This is a genomic window from Buchnera aphidicola (Aphis glycines) (assembly GCF_001280225.1).
In the GTDB taxonomy this organism is placed as follows: domain Bacteria; phylum Pseudomonadota; class Gammaproteobacteria; order Enterobacterales; family Enterobacteriaceae; genus Buchnera; species Buchnera aphidicola_E.
Map to the genome: position 1 here is coordinate 1 of NZ_CP009253.1, position 17,780 is coordinate 17,780.

The window sequence follows — 17,780 nt, forward strand, 5'->3', positions numbered from 1 at the left end:
ATGTTGCAGTCAAGTTTAAAAATTTTTGATGTCATTATTATTGGCGGAGGCCATGCAGGAACTGAAGCTGCATCAGTTTCTGCAAGATTAGGATGTAAAACATTATTGTTAACTAAGAGTATAAAAGATATTGGTGTTTTATCTTGTAATCCAGCAATTGGTGGAATTGGAAAAAGTCATTTAGTCAAAGAAGTAGATGCTTTGGGTGGTGTTATGGCTCGAGCAATTGATCGTTCAGGTATTCAATTCAGAACTTTAAATAGTAAAAAAGGTCCTGCTGTACGATCTACTCGAGCGCAAGCTGATAGATCGCTTTATGCTCAAAATGTAAAAAAATTATTATATCAAGAAAATCATTTGTTAATTTTAGAAGAAGAAATAAAAGATTTAATTATCGAAAATTATCAAGTTATTGGTGTATTAACAACAAATGAAATAAGTTTTTATGCTAAATCAGTTGTTTTGTCTACAGGAACTTTTTTAGGAGGGAAAATATATGTCGGTGAAAACAGTTATTTTGCGGGAAGAAAAGATGCAAAAGCTTCGTTAGATTTAGCGCGTCGTTTAAGAGAATTGCCTTTACGAGTTAATCGATTAAAAACAGGCACTCCACCTAGGATTGATATAAACACTATTGATTTTAATAATTTATTTATACAGCATGGAGATATTCCTGTTCCAGTTTTTTCTTTTATAGGAAAAGCTTCGGATCATCCTGAGCAAGTGCCATGTTATCTTACACACACGAATGAAAAAACTCATCAAATAATACGCGATAATTTAGATAAAAGCCCAATGTACCAGGGTTTAATAAAAGGTGTAGGACCTCGATATTGCCCTTCTATTGAAGATAAAATTGTGCGCTTTCCTAATAAAGTATCACATCAAATTTTTTTAGAACCAGAGGGTTTATCCAGTTATAAGATATATCCTAACGGAATTTCGACTAGTTTGCCATTGAATATTCAAGAAAAAATAGTTCAATCCATAAAAGGTTTAGAGACAGCTAAAATTATTGACCCAGGATATGCAATAGAATATGATTTTTTTGATCCTAAAGATTTAAATTTAACTTTGGAAAGTAAATGGATTAAAAGACTTTTTTTAGCAGGTCAAATTAACGGTACCACTGGATATGAAGAAGCTGCTGCTCAGGGTATTTTAGCAGGTTTAAATGCTGGATTATATGCGCTAGATCGAAAACCATGGTTTCCTAGACGTGATCAAGCTTACTTAGGTGTTCTTATTGATGATCTTACTACACAAGGTGCTAATGAACCATACCGAATGTTTACTTCGCGTGCTGAATATCGATTAATTTTGAGAGAGGATAATGCTGATATACGTCTTACTGAAATTGGTCGTAAATTTGGACTGATTGATGATGCAAGATGGTCTTTTTATAATAGTAAATTATTAAATATTAATTCTGAAATAAAATATTTAAAAGAAACAAAAATATATCCTGAGTCTTCTCATGCTAAAATTTTAAATAATTGTTTTAATATTTTACTAACTAAAAAAACAAATATCTTTAATTTATTCAAACGCCCAGAAATAACCTACAAAAGTTTATCTGATTTGAATATTTTTTGTTCAAAAATTTCTGATTTATCAGTTATTAATCACATAGAAAATGAAATAAAATATACAGGTTATATTAAACGACAATTAGAAGAGATTAATAAACATTTAAAAAATGAAAATACTTTTTTACCAGTTCCATATGATTATAAGAAAGTAAAAGGTTTATCACATGAAGCAATTGTTAAATTAAATGATTATAAACCAGTTTCTATTGGTCAGGCATCTCGTATTTCTGGTATTACACCTGCCTCTATATCTGTTTTATTAATTCATTTAAAAAAAGAAGCTTGTAAAAAACTTATTTCGTAAAAGATTCACTGTCTCATTTAAAATATAATATAATTATTTTAACATATAGATATGCAATAACGTTTAAGTAAAATTTTTAAATATTTGTGTTTTTATATTAAATTTAATATAAAATAGATGAGAAAAAATTATGTTTTTAGAGCAAATATCGAATCCTAAAAAATATATCAGTCATCATTTACATCATTTACAATTAGATCTATCTAATTTAAAAATCGTCAGATCTGAAATTATTTCTTCCCGTTTTTGGATATTAAATATTGATTCAATAATATTTTCTTTTATATTAGGATGTATTTTTATTAGTATTTTTTATATAGCCGCAAAAAAAGTTACGACTAGTGTACCAAACAAATTACAAGCTGGTATTGAAATAATTTTTGAATTTATATTATTAAATGTAAAAGGTATGTTTCAAGGAAAAAATTTACTTATAGCGCCTTTATCGTTAACGATTTTTATGTGGGTTTTTTTAATGAATTTAATGGATTTGATACCAATTGATTTTTTGCCATGTTTTTTTGAAACTGTATTTCAATTACCAGCTATGCGCATTGTTCCATCTGCTGATGTAAATATTACTTTATCCATGTCGTTAGCAGTGTTTGCTTTGATCATATTTTATAGTATAAAGATTAAAGGATATATTGGTTTTTTTAAAGAACTAACTTTGCAACCCTTTACACATCCTGTATTTTTTATTTTTAATTTTTTATTAGAATTTATCTCTTTATTATCTAAACCTATTTCTTTGGGGTTAAGACTCTTTGGTAATATGTATTCTGGTGAGATGATTTTTATCTTAATTGCAAGTTTACTTCCATGGTGGTCGCAGTGTTTTTTAAATGTTCCATGGGCTATTTTTCATATTTTAATCATTTTTTTGCAAGCTTTTATTTTTATGGTATTGACAATTGTTTATTTATCAATAGCTTCGCAATCTCATTAAGATAAAATTTGACTATAATCCTATTAAAAACCGGGGTTTATAATGAATCATTTAAATGTTGATATGTTATATATAGCAGTAGCTATTATGATTGGATTAGCTGCAATTGGCGCTGCAATTGGTATTGGTATTTTAGGTGGTAAATTCTTAGAAGGAGCAGCAAGACAGCCTGATTTAATTCCTTTATTAAGAACACAGTTTTTTGTTGTTATGGGATTAGTCGATGCGATCCCTATGATTGCTGTAGGTTTAGGTTTATATATGCTTTTTGCTATTTCTTAAGTTTTTAAAAGAATAGTTTTTGTTTTAAAATAATTGACAAAATCTTTACGTTTTTGAATGGCGTAAAGATTCATTTAACATAAGGCGTTCAATTGTGAATCTTAATGCAACAATTTTTGGACAAGCAATTTCATTTGTTTTATTTGTTTGGTTTTGTATGAGATATATATGGCCTCCTATTATTTTAGCTATAGAAACAAGACAAAAAAAAATTGAAGATACTTTGCTTTCTTCAAAAAAAATTGAACAAGAATACCTTGTTACACAAAACAAAATAAACCAAATGATTAAAGATAGTGAAAACAAAGCTTCTTTTATTTTAAATAAAGCAAATCAACAAAAATTGTTAATTATAGAAGAAGCAAGAAATATAGCTATTCAAGAAACTAAAAAAATTTTTTTAGATAGTAAGTTGGAAATTGACATGCAAGTGGAACATGCTCGTCAAAAATTAAAAAACGAAATCATAGATTTGTCTATTTTAATGGCTGAAAAAATAATTAAAACCAACGTCCAAGAAGATAAAAATCAACTTTTTATTAACAATGTAGTGACTTCTTTGTCAGAAATAAAAAAATCAATGTAAGGTAATATTTCATGTCATTTGATACTATTGCTAGACCTTATGCTGAAGCTATTTTTTCAATAGCAATACAGAATAATTCAATAATGAAATGGAAAAAAATATTAACTTTAATCAAGCAAATTGTTGCATGTAAAAACATTCAAAAATTTTTATCTGGATCTGTATCTTCAAATTATTTATCATTCTTCTTTATATCTGTTCTTGATGAACATCTGGATAAATATTCAAAAAATTTAATAAAATTATTAGCTTATAATCAACGATTTAAAGTGATTGGTGATATATTAAAACAATTTCTTAAGTTCGAAGCTTCTTATCAAAAAATTATCATTGTTCAATTAACATCAGCATATATTTTGAAAACAGAACAAGTTATTAAAATACGCATCCTTTTAGAAGAAATATTATCTTCTAAAATTAAATTTATATATAAAATCAATAGTCGCATACTTGATGGTATAATTATAAAAATAGATGATCAAATTTTTGATTTTTCTATAGGGAATCATTTAAAACAATTATCTTTAGCGTTAAATTTTTAAGAGAATAATATATGCAATTAAATTCCACAGAAATCAGTCAATTGATTAGAGAAAGAATTGCTCAATTTGAGGTATTTAATCAGTCTTATAATGAAGGAACTATTATTTCTGTTAGCGATGGTATTATAAAAATATGTGGGCTTTCTGAAGTGATGTTAGGCGAAATGATTTCACTACCTAATAATGAATATGCTATCGCGCTTAATATAGAAAGAGATACTGTGTCAGCTGTAATTATGGGATCTTATGTTCATATTAGTGAAGGTATGAAAGTAAGATGTACAGGGAAAATTTTAGAGGTGCCTGTAGGAATAAATTTTTTAGGTCGCGTCGTCAATGCATTAGGTTATCCTATTGATGGAAAAGGTGTTATAAAATATGATAGTTTTTTGCCAGTAGAACGTCATGCTCCAGGGGTTATTGATCGTCAATCCATTAATCAGCCAATACAAACGGGTTATAAAGCAATTGATGCTATGATTCCCATTGGTCGTGGACAACGGGAATTGATTATTGGAGATCGTCAAACAGGTAAAACTGCTCTTGCAATAGATACTATTATAAATCAAAAAAAATTTGACATTCCATGTATTTATGTTGCTATAGGGCAAAAACTTTCTACTATTATTAATGTTGTAAAAAAATTAGAAGAATATGATGCTTTATTGAATACTGTTATTGTTTCTGCTTCTGCTTCTGAATCCGCTTCTTTGCAATATCTAGCGCCGTATGCAGGATGTGCTATGGGAGAATTTTTCCGTGATCAAGGAAAAGATGCTTTAATTGTTTATGATGACCTTTCCAAACATGCAGTTGCTTACCGTCAGATTTCTTTATTATTACGTCGACCTCCTGGTAGAGAAGCTTTTCCTGGAGATATATTTTATCTGCATTCTCGTTTATTAGAAAGAGCATCGCGTGTTTCTGAAGAATATATAAAAAATGTTACTCGAGGGAAAATTCTTGGAAAAACGGGATCACTGACGGCTTTTCCAATTATTGAAACACAATCTGGTGATGTTTCTGCGTTTGTTCCAACTAATGTTATTTCTATTACCGATGGTCAAATATTTTTAGAATCTAATTTATTTAATTCAGGTATTCGACCCGCTGTAAATGCTGGTATTTCTGTTTCTCGCGTTGGAAGTGCTGCCCAAACGAAGATTATTAAAAAACTATCTTCTGGTATTCGAACAGCATTGGCTCAATATCATGAACTTGCAGCATTTTCACAATTCGCATCGGACTTAGATCCGGCAACTCAAAAACAACTTATTTATGGTCAAAAAATCACAGAAATGCTTAAACAAAAACAATACAATCCATTAAGTATAGCTGAACAAGCATTAATGTTTTTTATTTCTGAAAATCATTTTTTTGATGATATTTCTATTGAAACAATTTCGAAATTTGAACGAGATATTTTAGTATATGCACACAATAATTATTTAAATTTAATGGAAGAAATAAATCAAAATGGCGATTATAATAACACAATAAAAAAACAATTTATCCAGTTGATAGAAAACTTTAAAAAATCTTAGTTTCATTTTTATTTTCATATAAAATTATTATAAAAAAGAGACAATACTAGTGGGTAAGAAAGAAATACAAAATCAAATAACTAGTGTGACAAATACAAAAAAAATTACTAAAGCTATGGAAATGGTTGCGATTTCTAAAATGAGAAAAACAGAAGAACGAATGCGTTTAGGGCGACCTTATTGTGAAATTATTACAAAAGTCATTCGTCATATTCTCAAAGGTAGCGTAGAATATAAACATAGTTATTTAGAAAATAGAGACGCTAAGAAAATTGGAATGATTATTATTTCAACTGATCGCGGTTTGTGTGGAAGTTTAAATACCAATCTTTTTAAACAAGTATTATTAAAAATAAGAGAATTTATGTATATCAATGTTCCTTGTGATTTAATATTATTTGGTTTAAAAAGTTTATCTGTTTTTAAGTTGTATGGAAGTTCTATTCTTGCTCAAATAACCAATATTGGAGAAAATCCAGATTTATCAAAATTTATTGGGTCTATACAAATTATTTTGGAAAAATATCAAAATTATGAAATTGATAAAATATTTATTGCATATAATAAGTTCCATAATAAAATGTTGCAATACCCAATAGTTACACAACTTTTACCTTTATCTCCTGAAAAAAATATATTAAATAAAGAGAAATGGGATTATTTATATGAGCCAGAATCTAAACTAATTTTAGATATATTATTTAATCGATATATTGAATCTCAAATTTATCAAAGTATTTTAGAAAATATTGCGAGCGAACAAGCAGCTCGTATGGTAGCTATGAAAACTGCAACAGATAATAGTAGCAGTCGTATCAAAGAACTACAATTGATTTATAATAAAGTTCGTCAAGCTAACATTACTCAAGAATTAAATGAGATTATTGCTGGAGCATCAGCAGTATCAGTAGATTAAAATTAGTTAGAGGTAATTTATTCAATGATAGCTACTGGGAAAATTATTCAAATTATTGGTGCTGTAGTTGACGTAGAATTTAATCAAAGTGTAGTACCAAAAATATATCATGCATTAGAAGTAAAAAATCAACAAGAACAACTCATTTTAGAAGTTCAGCAACAATTAGGATCAGGTATTGTTAGAACAATCGCGATGGGATCTACAAATGGTTTAAAAAGAGGTTTGGTTGTTTCTAATCTTGGTTGCTATATTAAAGTACCAGTAGGAGAAGCTACGTTAGGTCGTATAGTCAATGTTTTGGGTCAAACGATAGATAATAAAGGACCATTAAAAAATAAAGATAATACTGAACTAGAATACTGGGAAATTCACAGATCTCCTCCTAGCTATGAAGAACAATCTAGCTCAAAAGAGATTTTAGAAACAGGCATAAAAGTGATTGATTTAATTTGCCCATTTGCAAAAGGTGGAAAAGTTGGTTTGTTTGGAGGAGCTGGTGTAGGAAAAACAGTAAATATGATGGAATTAATTAGAAATATTGCAATTGAACATTCTGGTTATTCAGTGTTTACTGGAGTAGGTGAGCGAACTCGAGAAGGAAATGATTTTTACTATGAAATGAAAGATTCAAAGGTCTTGGATAAAGTTTCTTTAGTATATGGACAAATGAATGAACCCCCAGGAAATCGATTACGCGTTGCTTTTACAGGATTAACTATTGCGGAAAAATTTCGTGATGAAGGGAAAGATGTCTTATTGTTTATTGATAATATATATCGCTATACTTTGGCAGGAACAGAAGTATCAGCATTACTCGGAAGAATGCCTTCCGCTGTAGGATATCAACCAACTTTATCTGAAGAAATGGGTCTATTACAAGAACGAATTACTTCAACCAAGAAAGGTTCAATCACTTCTGTACAAGCTGTTTATGTACCTGCGGATGATTTAACAGACCCATCACCTGCTACAACCTTTGCTCATTTAGATTCTACAGTCACATTAAGTCGACAAATTGCATCTTTAGGTATTTATCCAGCTATTGATCCGTTAAACTCTACAAGTCGTCAATTAGATCCTTATATTGTGGGAGAAGAACATTATAATACAGCACGAGGGGTACAATCGATATTACAAAGATATCAAGAACTTAAAGATATTATTGCAATATTAGGTATGGATGAACTTTCAGAAGAAGATAAAAAGTTAGTTTCGAGAGCACGTAAAATACAGAGATTTTTATCGCAACCGTTTTTTGTTGCAGAAGTATTCACTGGTTTTCCAGGTAAATATGTTTCTTTAAAAGATAACATTCGCGCATTTAAAGGAATCATAGAAGGTGAATTTGATGAGATACCAGAACAAGCGTTTTATATGGTAGGTTCAATTGAAGAAGTGCAAAAAAAATTAACAACATTATAAATGATAACAAATATTTTTTCGGATATCTCCATGCATTTTTATTTAGATATTGTTAGTGTTGAAAAACGTATATTTTCCGGATTAGTTAATAAAATACAGGTTTCCGGAAGTGAAGGAGAAATGGGTATTTATCCAGGTCATACTCAATTATTAAGTATAATCAAGCCAGGAAGAATATATATATCACATAAAAATACAACAGAAGAATTCCTTTATATATCAGGAGGAATTTTAGAAATTCAACCTTCTGTTGTTTCTATTCTAGCGGATATTGCAATTCGTGGTGTAGATTTAGATCGAGCGCGTATTTTAGAGGCGAAAAAGCAAGCAGAAGAGCGCTTTAAAAATCAAGATAAAAAAATTAAAAAAAACGATCTTTTGAGGCAGATATCTCAAGAAATTGCAAAACTTCGTGTTCTTGAGATAATGAATAAACTTAAGTAAATAAAAATATGTTCGCGGCTGGTTTTTCCTGCCGCAATTAATTTTAAAAATATATTAATATATAAAATTATATTAAAATTTTTTAAATATCTATGTTTTCAGCGTTTAAAGCATTATTTTCTATAAATTTTCGTCTTGGCTCAACTGTATCTCCCATTAAAATATTAAATAAATTATTTGCTGAAATTGCATCATGAATAGTGACTTGTAACATATTTCTTGTTTCAGGATTCATGGTAGTTTTCCATAATTGATCTGGATTCATTTCTCCCAGTCCTTTATAACGTTGCACAAAAAAATTGCTTTTAGATTCTCTTACTAACCATTCTATAGTATTTTTAATATCATCCATTACATATTTTTTATCTCCTTTTTCTATAAAGTTATTATTTTTTTGAAATTTTTTGAATTTTTCTCCTAATTTAACAATCGATACATATTCTTTGCTTTTTAAAAACTTTTGTGTCAATTCATATTGATTATAATATTCATATCTAGATGAAATTATAATCGGTATAAATATATTTAAACTTTCTTTTTTCTGAATTTTAAATTGATAAAACGTATTATTTTGATCTTTTTTATTTAATTGTTTTATTAAGTTTTCCATCCATATAATGACTCTTTCTTTGCAGCTTAAATCGTTTAAATATGGTTGGTAAATGAGTTCGTTTAATATTATTTCAGAAAAATAGTTTTTATTTTTCTTTATATTAATTTGAATTTTATTAAATTCAGAGATTATTTGTTTGAATAATTTTGTTTGATTTTCAATATTTTTATATGTTTTATTTTTTATGATAAGATCTTTTACAGCTATTTTTATTTGATACTTTTTCATTTCTTCGTCATTTTTAATATATTTTTCTTTTTTTCCTACTTTAATTTTATATAAAGGAGGTTGGGCAATATAAATATATCCTTTTTCAATTAGTTCAGGTAATTGACGATAAAAAAATGTTAGTAATAATGTACGAATATGTGCTCCATCAACATCTGCATCGGTCATTATAATAATATGATTATATCTTAATTTTTCTAAATTATATTCGTTGTCTCCAATTCCACATCCTAAAGCTGTAATGAGAGCTGCTAATTCTTGAGATAAAATAATTTTATTAAATTTTGATTTTTGCACGTTTAATATTTTACCTTTAAGTGGTAAAATTGCTTGATTTTTTCTATTTCTACCTTGTTTGGCCGATCCTCCTGCTGAATCTCCTTCTACTAAATAAATTTCTGATATTGTAGGATCATTTTCTTGGCAATCAGATAATTTTCCAGGCAATCCTCCTAAATCTAATATGGCTTTTTTTTTATTTATTTCTCTAGCGCGTCTTGCAGCTTCTCTTGTTTTTGCTGTATTTATAATTTTTTGAATTATAGATTTTGCATCAACGGGATTTTCTAAAAGATATTCAATAAGATGCTCGTTAATTAACGATTCTATTACTGATTTTGCTTCAGATGAAACTAATTTATCTTTTGTTTGTGAAGAAAATTTTGGATCAGGTAATTTAATTGATATAATTGCTGTTAGTCCTTCTCGTGTATCTTCTCCTGTAATAATAGTTTTATTTTTTTTATTGTATCCTTCGCGTTCAATGTGTAGATTTAATGTTCGTGTAACCCCAGAACGAAAACCAGCTAAATGCGTTCCACCGTCTTTTTGAGGTATATTATTTGTAAAGCAATATATATTTTCTTTATGTGTTTCATTCCATTGAATAGCTACTTCTAATTCAATATTGTTTTTAATAGATTTGAAATAAAATATATTTGAATTAATTATTAATTTATTTTTATTTAAAAACTTAATAAAAGCTTTAATACCACCTTTATAATGATAATGGTTTTCTGTGGCATTTCTATTGTCTTTTAAACTGATAGAAATGTTAGAATTAAGAAAAGATAATTCACGTAAACGTTTAGATAAAATTTCATATTGAAATGTTCTTTTGTTTGTAAAAGTTTTATAACTAGGCCAAAATCTAATATATGTTCCTGTTTTGTTTGTTTTTCCGATTTTTAATAGAGGTGATTCTGGGATGCCATTTTTATATATTTGTCTATATTGTTTCTGGTTTTTATATATTATTAATTCTAGTTTTTCTGATAAAGCATTTACAACTGAAACACCTACGCCATGTAATCCACCAGATATTTTATATGAAGAATTATCAAACTTTCCTCCTGAATGTAATACAGTCATAATGACTTCTGCTGCTGACACTTTCTCTTCGTGATGTATATCTGTTGGAATGCCCCTTCCATCATCTTGTATTGATATAGAATTATCTTTATGCACAATAACTATTATTTCTTTACAAAATCCTGCTAATGCTTCATCAATAGAATTATCTACAATTTCAAAAACCATATGATGTAATCCACTTCCGTCATCAGTGTCGCCAATATACATCCCAGGTCTTTTTCGTACTGCATCTAATCCTCTTAGAATTTGAATATTTGAAGAATTATAGTTGTCTTTCATAAGTGTTCCTACTGAATTTATTTAATTTTGTATTAATTTTTTTTTATTTTTTAATTTCTATTATATTTTAAGTTATATGTTAACGTTTCAATAACATTATAACGTAAACAGTTGAAGAACGATTTTCTGGTTCAATTTGTATGGAGGTTTGAGATTCATTTAAAAAAAATAAAATATTTTTAGTATTGATATTGTTAAGCACATCTAATATATAATATACATTAATTGATATTTCTATTGTATTATCGAAATATTCAACATTAAACTTATCTTGTGCAGTTTCTTCTTCTTGATTATCAGATACTGTTTTAAGCTCTCCATTTTTAATAATAATTTCAATTCCAGAAAATTTTTCATGTGATAAAATAGCAGTTCGTAACAATGATTGTTTTAATAAATGATTATTGATAACAATAGGTTTTTTTGGTCGTTCTAATAAAACGCTATTATAATCAGGATATTTTCCTTCGATTAATTGAGTAGTAAAAATTAAATTATTGATATATATTCTCAAATGGTTAGTTCCTATTAAAATATGTAATAACGTTTCTTTTATATTTAGTAATCTTAATATTTCCATTACTCCTTTGTTTGGAACAATAATAGAAAAAGAATTTATGCTTTCTTGTAAAGATGTGTATGATGTTGCTAACCGATATCCATCTGTTGCGACGCTACGAAAGTGATTTTCTTTATTTTCGAATAACATGCCATTGAGATAATAACGCACATCTTGTTTACCCATTGCAAATTCAGTTTGTACAATCATGTGTTTTAAGGTATCTGATGATATATAAAAACTAGAAGTATGATCAAAATCTTGATGATTAGGAAAGGTTTCAGCTGGTAAGGTTGATAATATATAACTGCTATTTTCAGAATAAATATACATTTTATTGTTTTTTAATTGCATTTGAATATCTGATTTTGCTGGTAAATTTTTACAAATGTTTAATATTTTTTTTCCTGAAATAGTTGTTTTACCTGGTATATGTTCTTTAAAAATTTGAATATTTGCAATTATTTCATTTTCTAAATTTGTCGTTGTTAAAAATAATATATTTTTTTTAATTTCTATAAGAATATTTTCTAAGATAGGAAGTGATGTATTTTTAACTAACAATCGAATAATTTTTTTTAAATTTTCAACTAAAATATTATTTTTAATAATGAATTTCATAAAATCACACGGATAAAGTTCTAATTAAGTTGGAAAAATCTTCTTTAATATCATGACACTCTTTTCGTAATTGTTCAATTTTACGACACGCGTGCAGTACTGTAGTATGATCTCGACCACTAAATGCATTACCAATTTCTGGTAAGCTATGATTAGTTAATTTTTTTACCATAGCCATAGCCATTTGCCTTGGTCTAGCGATCGAACGAGAACGCCTTCTAGACAGCAAATCTGACATTTTAATTTTATAGTACTCTGCGACTGTTTTTTGGATGTTGTCAATTGTTATAAGTTTTGTTTGCAAAGCTAATATATCTTTTAGCGCTTCTCGTGCAAATTCAATGGTAATAGATCTATGGGTAAAATTAGCGTTAGCAATGATTCTATTTAAAGCACCTTCTAACTCACGAACATTAGAGCATAAACGTTGAGCAATAAAAAAAGCAACTTCGTCAGGCAATACGATTTGTTTTTCATCTGCTTTTTTAATTAGTATAGCCACTCTTGTTTCTAATTCTGGCGGATCTATAGAAATAGTTAAACCCCATCCGAATCTTGATTTTAGTCGATCTTCAACACCTTTTATTTCTTTTGGATAACGATCTGAAGTTAATATAATTTGATGGTTTTCTTCTAAAAGAGTGTTAAAAGTATGGAAAAATTCTTCTTGAGAACGCTCTTTGTGTGCAAAAAATTGAATATCATCAATTAATAATGCGTCAACTGAACGATAATATAATTTAAATTTTTCAATTTCATTATTTTTTAAAGCTCGGACCATGTCTTGGACAAAACGTTCAGAATGCATATAAGTTATTTTCATATTATATTTATATGTTAATATTTCATTTCCAATCGCATGTAGCAAATGTGTTTTACCTAACCCTGTTCCTCCATATAAAAAAAGTGGATTATAAGAATTACCTGGATTATGAGCTACTTGAGAGGCTGCTGCACGTGCTAATTGATTAGATTTTCCTTCTATAAAATTCTCAAATTTATTTTTTGTATTAATGTTAGAACTACACGATAAATTATTTGAAATAGGTATTTTATCCCATTTTCGTTTGATTTTTGTTTTTTTCAAATAATTTAAACTGTTTTTTTTAAATTTTTTTTCTTTAGAATTTTGGTATACTTTAAATGTTAATAATGGTTCATTTAATCCACAAATGCTCTTTAGTATTTTTTTAAAAGTAATTAAATATTTATCTTTTACCCACTCTAGTATAAATTGATTTGGAGCATATATTTCTAAAATATTATTATTTAGTTTAGCTTTCAGAGAGCGTATCCACATGCTAAATTCTGTAGACGGTAGCTCATCTTGTAACTGGTCAAGACATTGTTTCCAAAGACAAAGCGACACGGTATAGACTCCAAACAAACGAATTAAATGAAATTAAAATTTTAAAACAGTTTTTATTTTTATGTAAAAAAATTATATAGCGCCGTATTTTTTAAATTCAAAGTTATATAGTTTACAATAGGTTAATATAACAAAATTATCTGATTTATTTTTTAGATATTCATTTAATAAAATTATTGTAGCTACATTTTATCTGTATAGATCATAACTTAATCGTGTATTTAAAATGAAATACCAAAATATTTATAAATATATTTTATATTTTTAAAAAAATTGTAAAAAATCGTTTTTTTTAAATAAATTTTTTCAAATATGTTTTCTTATATTTCATATTTAACTAATTATATAATCTTATAAAATTTTTCTAGGTAAATATTAAAATGAAAAGAACTTTTCAACCATCAATATTAAAACGTAATCGTTCACATGGATTTAGAATTCGAATGGCAACTAAAAATGGTCGTTATATTTTATCGCGAAGACGTGCTAAATTAAGATCGCGCCTGAGCGTGTCTAATAAATAATAGGTGTAATATAATGTTAAATTATTTTTTTAAAAAAAAATCTAGATTGTTGAAACCTATAAATTTTGAATATGTTTTTAAAAAACATTTTCTACAAAAAACTTTTGAAATAATTATTTTAGGACGACCAAATTTATTAGGATACCCTAGATTAGGTGTTAATATACCTAGGAAAAACATAAAATATGCATATAAACGCAATATAATTAAGAGATTAATTCGAGAAACTTTTCGTTTATTGCAACATAAATTAGATTCCATGGATTTTGTAGTGATAGCTAAAAAAAATATTATTTTTTTAAAAAATAAGAATATTATTAATATGTTGGAGAATTTATGGTTAAATTGTCGTTAATAATTATACGATTTTTAAGTTTTTTTATTTTAGTTTATCAGTATTGTGTTAGCCCTTTTTTACAATCACGTTGTCGTTTTTACCCGACTTGCTCGACGTATATGTTATTATCGTTACGTAAATTTGGTGTTATTAAAGGTGTGATATTAACAATTTTTCGTTTATTTAAGTGTCATCCATTGCATTCGAATGAATGCAATTCCATACCTCTAAATATCCCAGATAAAAGCGAATATTAATTATGGAAGTACAGCGTAATGTTTTTATTTTTGTTTTTTTGTTTGTTTCTTTTTTATTGTGGCAAAAATGGCAAAATCAATCGTTTTCGAATCATTATAAAAATGAAAAAAGCAGTATAAATATTAATTTTGCAAGAAAAGACTGTCGCAATCAAATCATAATTAAGAATGATGTTATCCGTTTAGTCATAAATATGTATGGAGGTGATATAGAAGAAGCTAGTTTATTAACTTATAAAGATAAATTAAATTCCTCTAAACCACTTAAATTATTAGAAACAGGATCAGATTTTATTTACCAAGCACAAAGTGGATTAATCGGAAGAGATGGTCCAGATAATGCCAAGAATCATAGTAGACCACTCTATCATGCAAAAAATAATTTTTTTGAATTAAAAAAAAATCAAAAAGAACTACGTGTTCCGATCAGTTTTATTAATAAAAATAATATTGTTTACACTAAAACTTTTGTTCTTAAACCAGATAAATATGATATAAAGATAGAGTATAAAATACATAATCTTAGTAAAAATAATTTACAACTTCGTATGTTTGGTCAATTAAAACAAACTATTAAACTTCCTAAAGAACGTGATGTTGATAGTGGAAATTTTGCTTTACAGACATTTCGCGGCGCTGCATATTCAAGTGCCGATACAAAATACGAAAAATATAAGTTTGATAATATTGCTAATAATCAACAATTACATGTTCTCACTAAAAGTGGTTGGATTGCAATGTTGCAACAATATTTTTCTGTAGCTTGGATACTTGAAGAAGATACAAATTTAAATACTATCTACACGTCTTGTATAAATCATAACATTGCTACTATTGGATATAAATCTTCTTTTTTTAATATTTTTCCTGGTTCTCAGGCTATTATAACATCAAAAATTTGGATAGGACCGGCAGTTCAGAAAGATATGGCATTAGTAGCTCCAAATTTAGATTTAACAGTAGATTATGGATGGCTTTGGTTTCTTTCACAACCATTATTTAAGTTATTAAGTATATTACATAATATTGTAGGAAATTGGGGTTTTTCCATTGTTTTAATTACATTTATTATGAAGGCTTTAACTTATCCTCTAACAAAAGCTCAATATGTTTCTATGGCTAAAATGCGAAAATTACAACCTAAAATTAATGAAATAAAAAATAATTTTGGCGAAAATAAACAACGTATGAGTCAAGAAATAATGAATTTATACAAAGAAGAGAAAATTAATCCATTAGGCGGTTGTTTACCTGTTTTTATACAAATGCCTATTTTTTTATCTCTTTATTATATGTTAATTGGGTCTGTTGAATTGCGTCATGCTCCTTTTATACTATGGATTAAAGATTTGTCTGATCAAGATCCGTATTATGTTTTACCTATTATTATGGGTATTACCATGTTTTTTATTCAAAAAACATCATCTAGTCATGCTGCGGATCCGTTACAACAAAAAATAGTGCATTTTATGCCTGTTGTTTTTACCCTATTTTTTTTATGGTTTCCTGCTGGATTAGTTTTATACTATATAGTTAGTAATTTAGTTACTATTATACAACAAAAAATTATTTTGTTTAATTTGGAAAAAAGAAATAATTAAAATAAAAATTTTTATTTTAATTTAAAAAAATTTATTTTAAATAAGAAAGTATTTTTATGATACGAAACGATACTATTGTTGCTCCAGTTACTTACCCAGGTAAAAGTTCTGTTGGAATATTGCGCATTTCTGGGATAAATGCAAAACAAGTTGCTATAAAAATTTTAGGAAAAGTACCTAAACCAAGGTTTGCAACGTACACAAAATTTTTTAATAAAAATCATAAAGTGTTAGATCAGGGAATATCTTTATGGTTTCCCGCTCCTTTTTCATTTACAGGTGAAGACGTATTAGAATTGCAAGGGCATGGTAATCCGATGATAATGGACTTATTGATAAAAAGAATTTTATCTATCCAGCATATAAGATTAGCTAAACCAGGTGAATTTTGTGAGCGGGCTTTTTTAAATGGTAAAATTGATTTAGTTCAAGCAGAAGCTATAGATGATTTAATTAATGCTGAAACTGAATCTATGGTAAAAGGTGCATTAAATTCTTTGGAAGGAAGTTTTTCATATTATGTAACTAATCTAGTTGAAAGACTAAATACATTTCGTATTCATATTGAGTCTAGTATAGACTTTGCAGAAGAAGAAATTGATTTTAATTTTGATGATGTTATTAGTCTAAATTTTCATAAATTAAACAATCAATTTTTAAAAATAAAAAAAATAATTATCAATAAAAGCGTGATAAGAGAAGCTAAAAAAATTATAATTGTTGGGCCTCCTAATGCTGGAAAATCTAGTTTATTAAACGTTTTGTCTTCGCGTAATCGAGCGATAGTCACGAACATTCCTGGTACAACACGTGATCTTCTTTATGAATATATAAATATTGATGGTTTTTTGTATGAAATAATTGATACAGCAGGTTTACATAATACTGAAAACGAAGTTGAAAAAATTGGTATTAATCGAGCCTGGGAAATACTTAAAACGTGTGATCATGTTTTATTTGTAATAGATAAAACCATGGATATTAAAATACAAAATCAAATCTTACATGATTTTATCAAAAAAATTAATTCCTATAACTATTGTGTACAAATAACTTTTATTTTAAACAAAAATGATTTATTAAAAGATGACTTTGATATAAAAAAAATAGGAAATCATTATTTTATTAGTATTTCTGCTCTTACAGGTCAAGGGTTAGATGTATTAAGACAACATCTCACAAAAGCAGAAAAAAATAAAGAAAAAGAAGGTTTGTTTGTTGCTAGACGACGTCATGTACATCAAATTGAATTATCTTATAATGAGTTTTTAAAAGCGAAAAAAATATGGTCAAATTATAAAAATATTGAGTTGTTAGCTGAATCATTAAGATTAATAAATCAATTTTTAGGAGAAATAACAGGTTCTTTTAGTTCAAATGACTTGTTAAATCGTATTTTTTCTACTTTTTGTATAGGGAAATGAATTTTTTAAT

Annotated in this window: 17 protein-coding genes; 14 read left to right on the top strand and 3 right to left on the bottom strand. The window is 27.3% G+C overall.

What is annotated here, in order from left to right; genetic code table 11:
* The 9 genes from mnmG to IX46_RS00045 all read left to right on the top strand — a co-directional run bounded on the left by mnmG (window position 1) and on the right by IX46_RS00045 (window position 8,584).
* Window positions 1-1,896 carry a tRNA uridine-5-carboxymethylaminomethyl(34) synthesis enzyme MnmG gene (mnmG, locus tag IX46_RS00005; protein ID WP_053939998.1) on the top strand — a complete coding sequence of 632 codons (1,896 nt, stop codon included), beginning with the start codon at window positions 1-3 and terminating at the stop codon, window positions 1,894-1,896.
* A 130-nt stretch (window positions 1,897-2,026) separates the two neighbouring features.
* Window positions 2,027-2,845 carry a F0F1 ATP synthase subunit A gene (gene atpB / locus IX46_RS00010; protein ID WP_053939999.1) on the top strand — a complete coding sequence of 273 codons (819 nt, stop codon included), beginning with the start codon at window positions 2,027-2,029 and terminating at the stop codon, window positions 2,843-2,845.
* Between the two features lie 42 nt (window positions 2,846-2,887).
* Window positions 2,888-3,127 carry a F0F1 ATP synthase subunit C gene (atpE, locus tag IX46_RS00015; protein ID WP_053940000.1) on the top strand — a complete coding sequence of 80 codons (240 nt, stop codon included), beginning with the start codon at window positions 2,888-2,890 and terminating at the stop codon, window positions 3,125-3,127.
* A 94-nt stretch (window positions 3,128-3,221) separates the two neighbouring features.
* On the top strand, window positions 3,222-3,713 hold the full coding sequence (locus IX46_RS00020) for a F0F1 ATP synthase subunit B (protein WP_053940001.1): 492 nt from the start codon (window positions 3,222-3,224) through the stop codon (window positions 3,711-3,713).
* Between the two features lie 11 nt (window positions 3,714-3,724).
* Window positions 3,725-4,255: an ATP synthase F1 subunit delta gene (gene atpH / locus IX46_RS00025; protein ID WP_053940002.1), complete on the top strand. Its 531-nt coding sequence runs from the start codon at window positions 3,725-3,727 to the stop codon at window positions 4,253-4,255.
* A gap of 11 nt (window positions 4,256-4,266) precedes the next feature.
* Entirely contained in the window at window positions 4,267-5,799 is a 1,533-nt protein-coding gene (atpA, locus tag IX46_RS00030) for a F0F1 ATP synthase subunit alpha (protein WP_053940003.1), read from the top strand.
* A 43-nt stretch (window positions 5,800-5,842) separates the two neighbouring features.
* On the top strand, window positions 5,843-6,715 hold the full coding sequence (gene atpG / locus IX46_RS00035; RefSeq protein ID WP_053940004.1) for a F0F1 ATP synthase subunit gamma: 873 nt from the start codon (window positions 5,843-5,845) through the stop codon (window positions 6,713-6,715).
* Between the two features lie 27 nt (window positions 6,716-6,742).
* A complete protein-coding gene (gene atpD, locus IX46_RS00040) occupies window positions 6,743-8,140 on the top strand; it encodes a F0F1 ATP synthase subunit beta (RefSeq protein ID WP_053940514.1) in 1,398 nt (465 codons plus the stop codon).
* A 24-nt stretch (window positions 8,141-8,164) separates the two neighbouring features.
* Window positions 8,165-8,584 (top strand): F0F1 ATP synthase subunit epsilon, encoded by a 420-nt coding sequence (locus tag IX46_RS00045; RefSeq protein ID WP_053940515.1) that lies wholly within the window; start codon window positions 8,165-8,167, stop codon window positions 8,582-8,584.
* A gap of 82 nt (window positions 8,585-8,666) precedes the next feature.
* Here the strand turns inward: IX46_RS00045 and gyrB are convergent, their stop codons facing one another.
* The 3 genes from gyrB to dnaA all read right to left on the bottom strand — a co-directional run bounded on the left by gyrB (window position 8,667) and on the right by dnaA (window position 13,627).
* Complete coding sequence (gyrB, locus tag IX46_RS00050; RefSeq protein WP_053940005.1) at window positions 8,667-11,078, bottom strand: DNA topoisomerase (ATP-hydrolyzing) subunit B; 2,412 nt, start codon at window positions 11,076-11,078, stop codon at window positions 8,667-8,669.
* A gap of 79 nt (window positions 11,079-11,157) precedes the next feature.
* On the bottom strand, window positions 11,158-12,258 hold the full coding sequence (gene dnaN / locus IX46_RS00055) for a DNA polymerase III subunit beta (RefSeq protein ID WP_053940006.1): 1,101 nt from the start codon (window positions 12,256-12,258) through the stop codon (window positions 11,158-11,160).
* Between the two features lie 4 nt (window positions 12,259-12,262).
* Window positions 12,263-13,627 carry a chromosomal replication initiator protein DnaA gene (dnaA, locus tag IX46_RS00060; RefSeq protein ID WP_053940007.1) on the bottom strand — a complete coding sequence of 455 codons (1,365 nt, stop codon included), beginning with the start codon at window positions 13,625-13,627 and terminating at the stop codon, window positions 12,263-12,265.
* Window positions 13,628-14,007: 380 nt separating this feature from the next.
* Here dnaA and rpmH point away from each other — a divergent pair, with 380 nt between their 5' ends.
* From rpmH to mnmE, 5 genes are read left to right on the top strand one after another with little or no spacing between them, the layout of a single operon-like run.
* Window positions 14,008-14,151, top strand: coding sequence for a 50S ribosomal protein L34 (gene rpmH / locus IX46_RS00065; RefSeq protein ID WP_053940008.1), 144 nt, complete (start codon window positions 14,008-14,010; stop codon window positions 14,149-14,151).
* A 13-nt stretch (window positions 14,152-14,164) separates the two neighbouring features.
* Complete coding sequence (gene rnpA / locus IX46_RS00070) at window positions 14,165-14,506, top strand: ribonuclease P protein component (RefSeq protein WP_053940009.1); 342 nt, start codon at window positions 14,165-14,167, stop codon at window positions 14,504-14,506.
* The gene (yidD, locus tag IX46_RS00075) at window positions 14,488-14,745 is read left to right on the top strand and encodes a membrane protein insertion efficiency factor YidD (RefSeq protein ID WP_071880103.1); all 258 of its coding nucleotides are present in this window, start codon (window positions 14,488-14,490) and stop codon (window positions 14,743-14,745) included. The genes rnpA and yidD overlap by 19 nt, the downstream gene beginning before the upstream one ends.
* A gap of 2 nt (window positions 14,746-14,747) precedes the next feature.
* A complete protein-coding gene (gene yidC, locus IX46_RS00080; protein WP_053940010.1) occupies window positions 14,748-16,346 on the top strand; it encodes a membrane protein insertase YidC in 1,599 nt (532 codons plus the stop codon).
* 56 nt (window positions 16,347-16,402) lie between these two features.
* Window positions 16,403-17,770, top strand: coding sequence for a tRNA uridine-5-carboxymethylaminomethyl(34) synthesis GTPase MnmE (gene mnmE, locus IX46_RS00085; protein ID WP_053940011.1), 1,368 nt, complete (start codon window positions 16,403-16,405; stop codon window positions 17,768-17,770).
* Window positions 17,771-17,780 lie beyond the last annotated feature (10 nt).

Excerpts from the sequence above, each read along its gene's own strand:
- mnmG (WP_053939998.1), top strand. The coding sequence starts at position 1 with ATGTTGCAGTCAAGTTTAAAAATTTTTGATGTCATTATTATTGGCGGA.
- atpB (WP_053939999.1), top strand. The coding sequence starts at position 2,027 with ATGTTTTTAGAGCAAATATCGAATCCTAAAAAATATATCAGTCATCAT.
- atpE (WP_053940000.1), top strand. The coding sequence starts at position 2,888 with ATGAATCATTTAAATGTTGATATGTTATATATAGCAGTAGCTATTATG.
- atpH (WP_053940002.1), top strand. The coding sequence starts at position 3,725 with ATGTCATTTGATACTATTGCTAGACCTTATGCTGAAGCTATTTTTTCA.
- atpA (WP_053940003.1), top strand. The coding sequence starts at position 4,267 with ATGCAATTAAATTCCACAGAAATCAGTCAATTGATTAGAGAAAGAATT.
- gyrB (WP_053940005.1), bottom strand. The coding sequence starts at position 11,078 with ATGAAAGACAACTATAATTCTTCAAATATTCAAATTCTAAGAGGATTA.
- dnaN (WP_053940006.1), bottom strand. The coding sequence starts at position 12,258 with ATGAAATTCATTATTAAAAATAATATTTTAGTTGAAAATTTAAAAAAA.
- rpmH (WP_053940008.1), top strand. The coding sequence starts at position 14,008 with ATGAAAAGAACTTTTCAACCATCAATATTAAAACGTAATCGTTCACAT.
- rnpA (WP_053940009.1), top strand. The coding sequence starts at position 14,165 with ATGTTAAATTATTTTTTTAAAAAAAAATCTAGATTGTTGAAACCTATA.
- yidD (WP_071880103.1), top strand. The coding sequence starts at position 14,488 with ATGGTTAAATTGTCGTTAATAATTATACGATTTTTAAGTTTTTTTATT.
- yidC (WP_053940010.1), top strand. The coding sequence starts at position 14,748 with ATGGAAGTACAGCGTAATGTTTTTATTTTTGTTTTTTTGTTTGTTTCT.
- mnmE (WP_053940011.1), top strand. The coding sequence starts at position 16,403 with ATGATACGAAACGATACTATTGTTGCTCCAGTTACTTACCCAGGTAAA.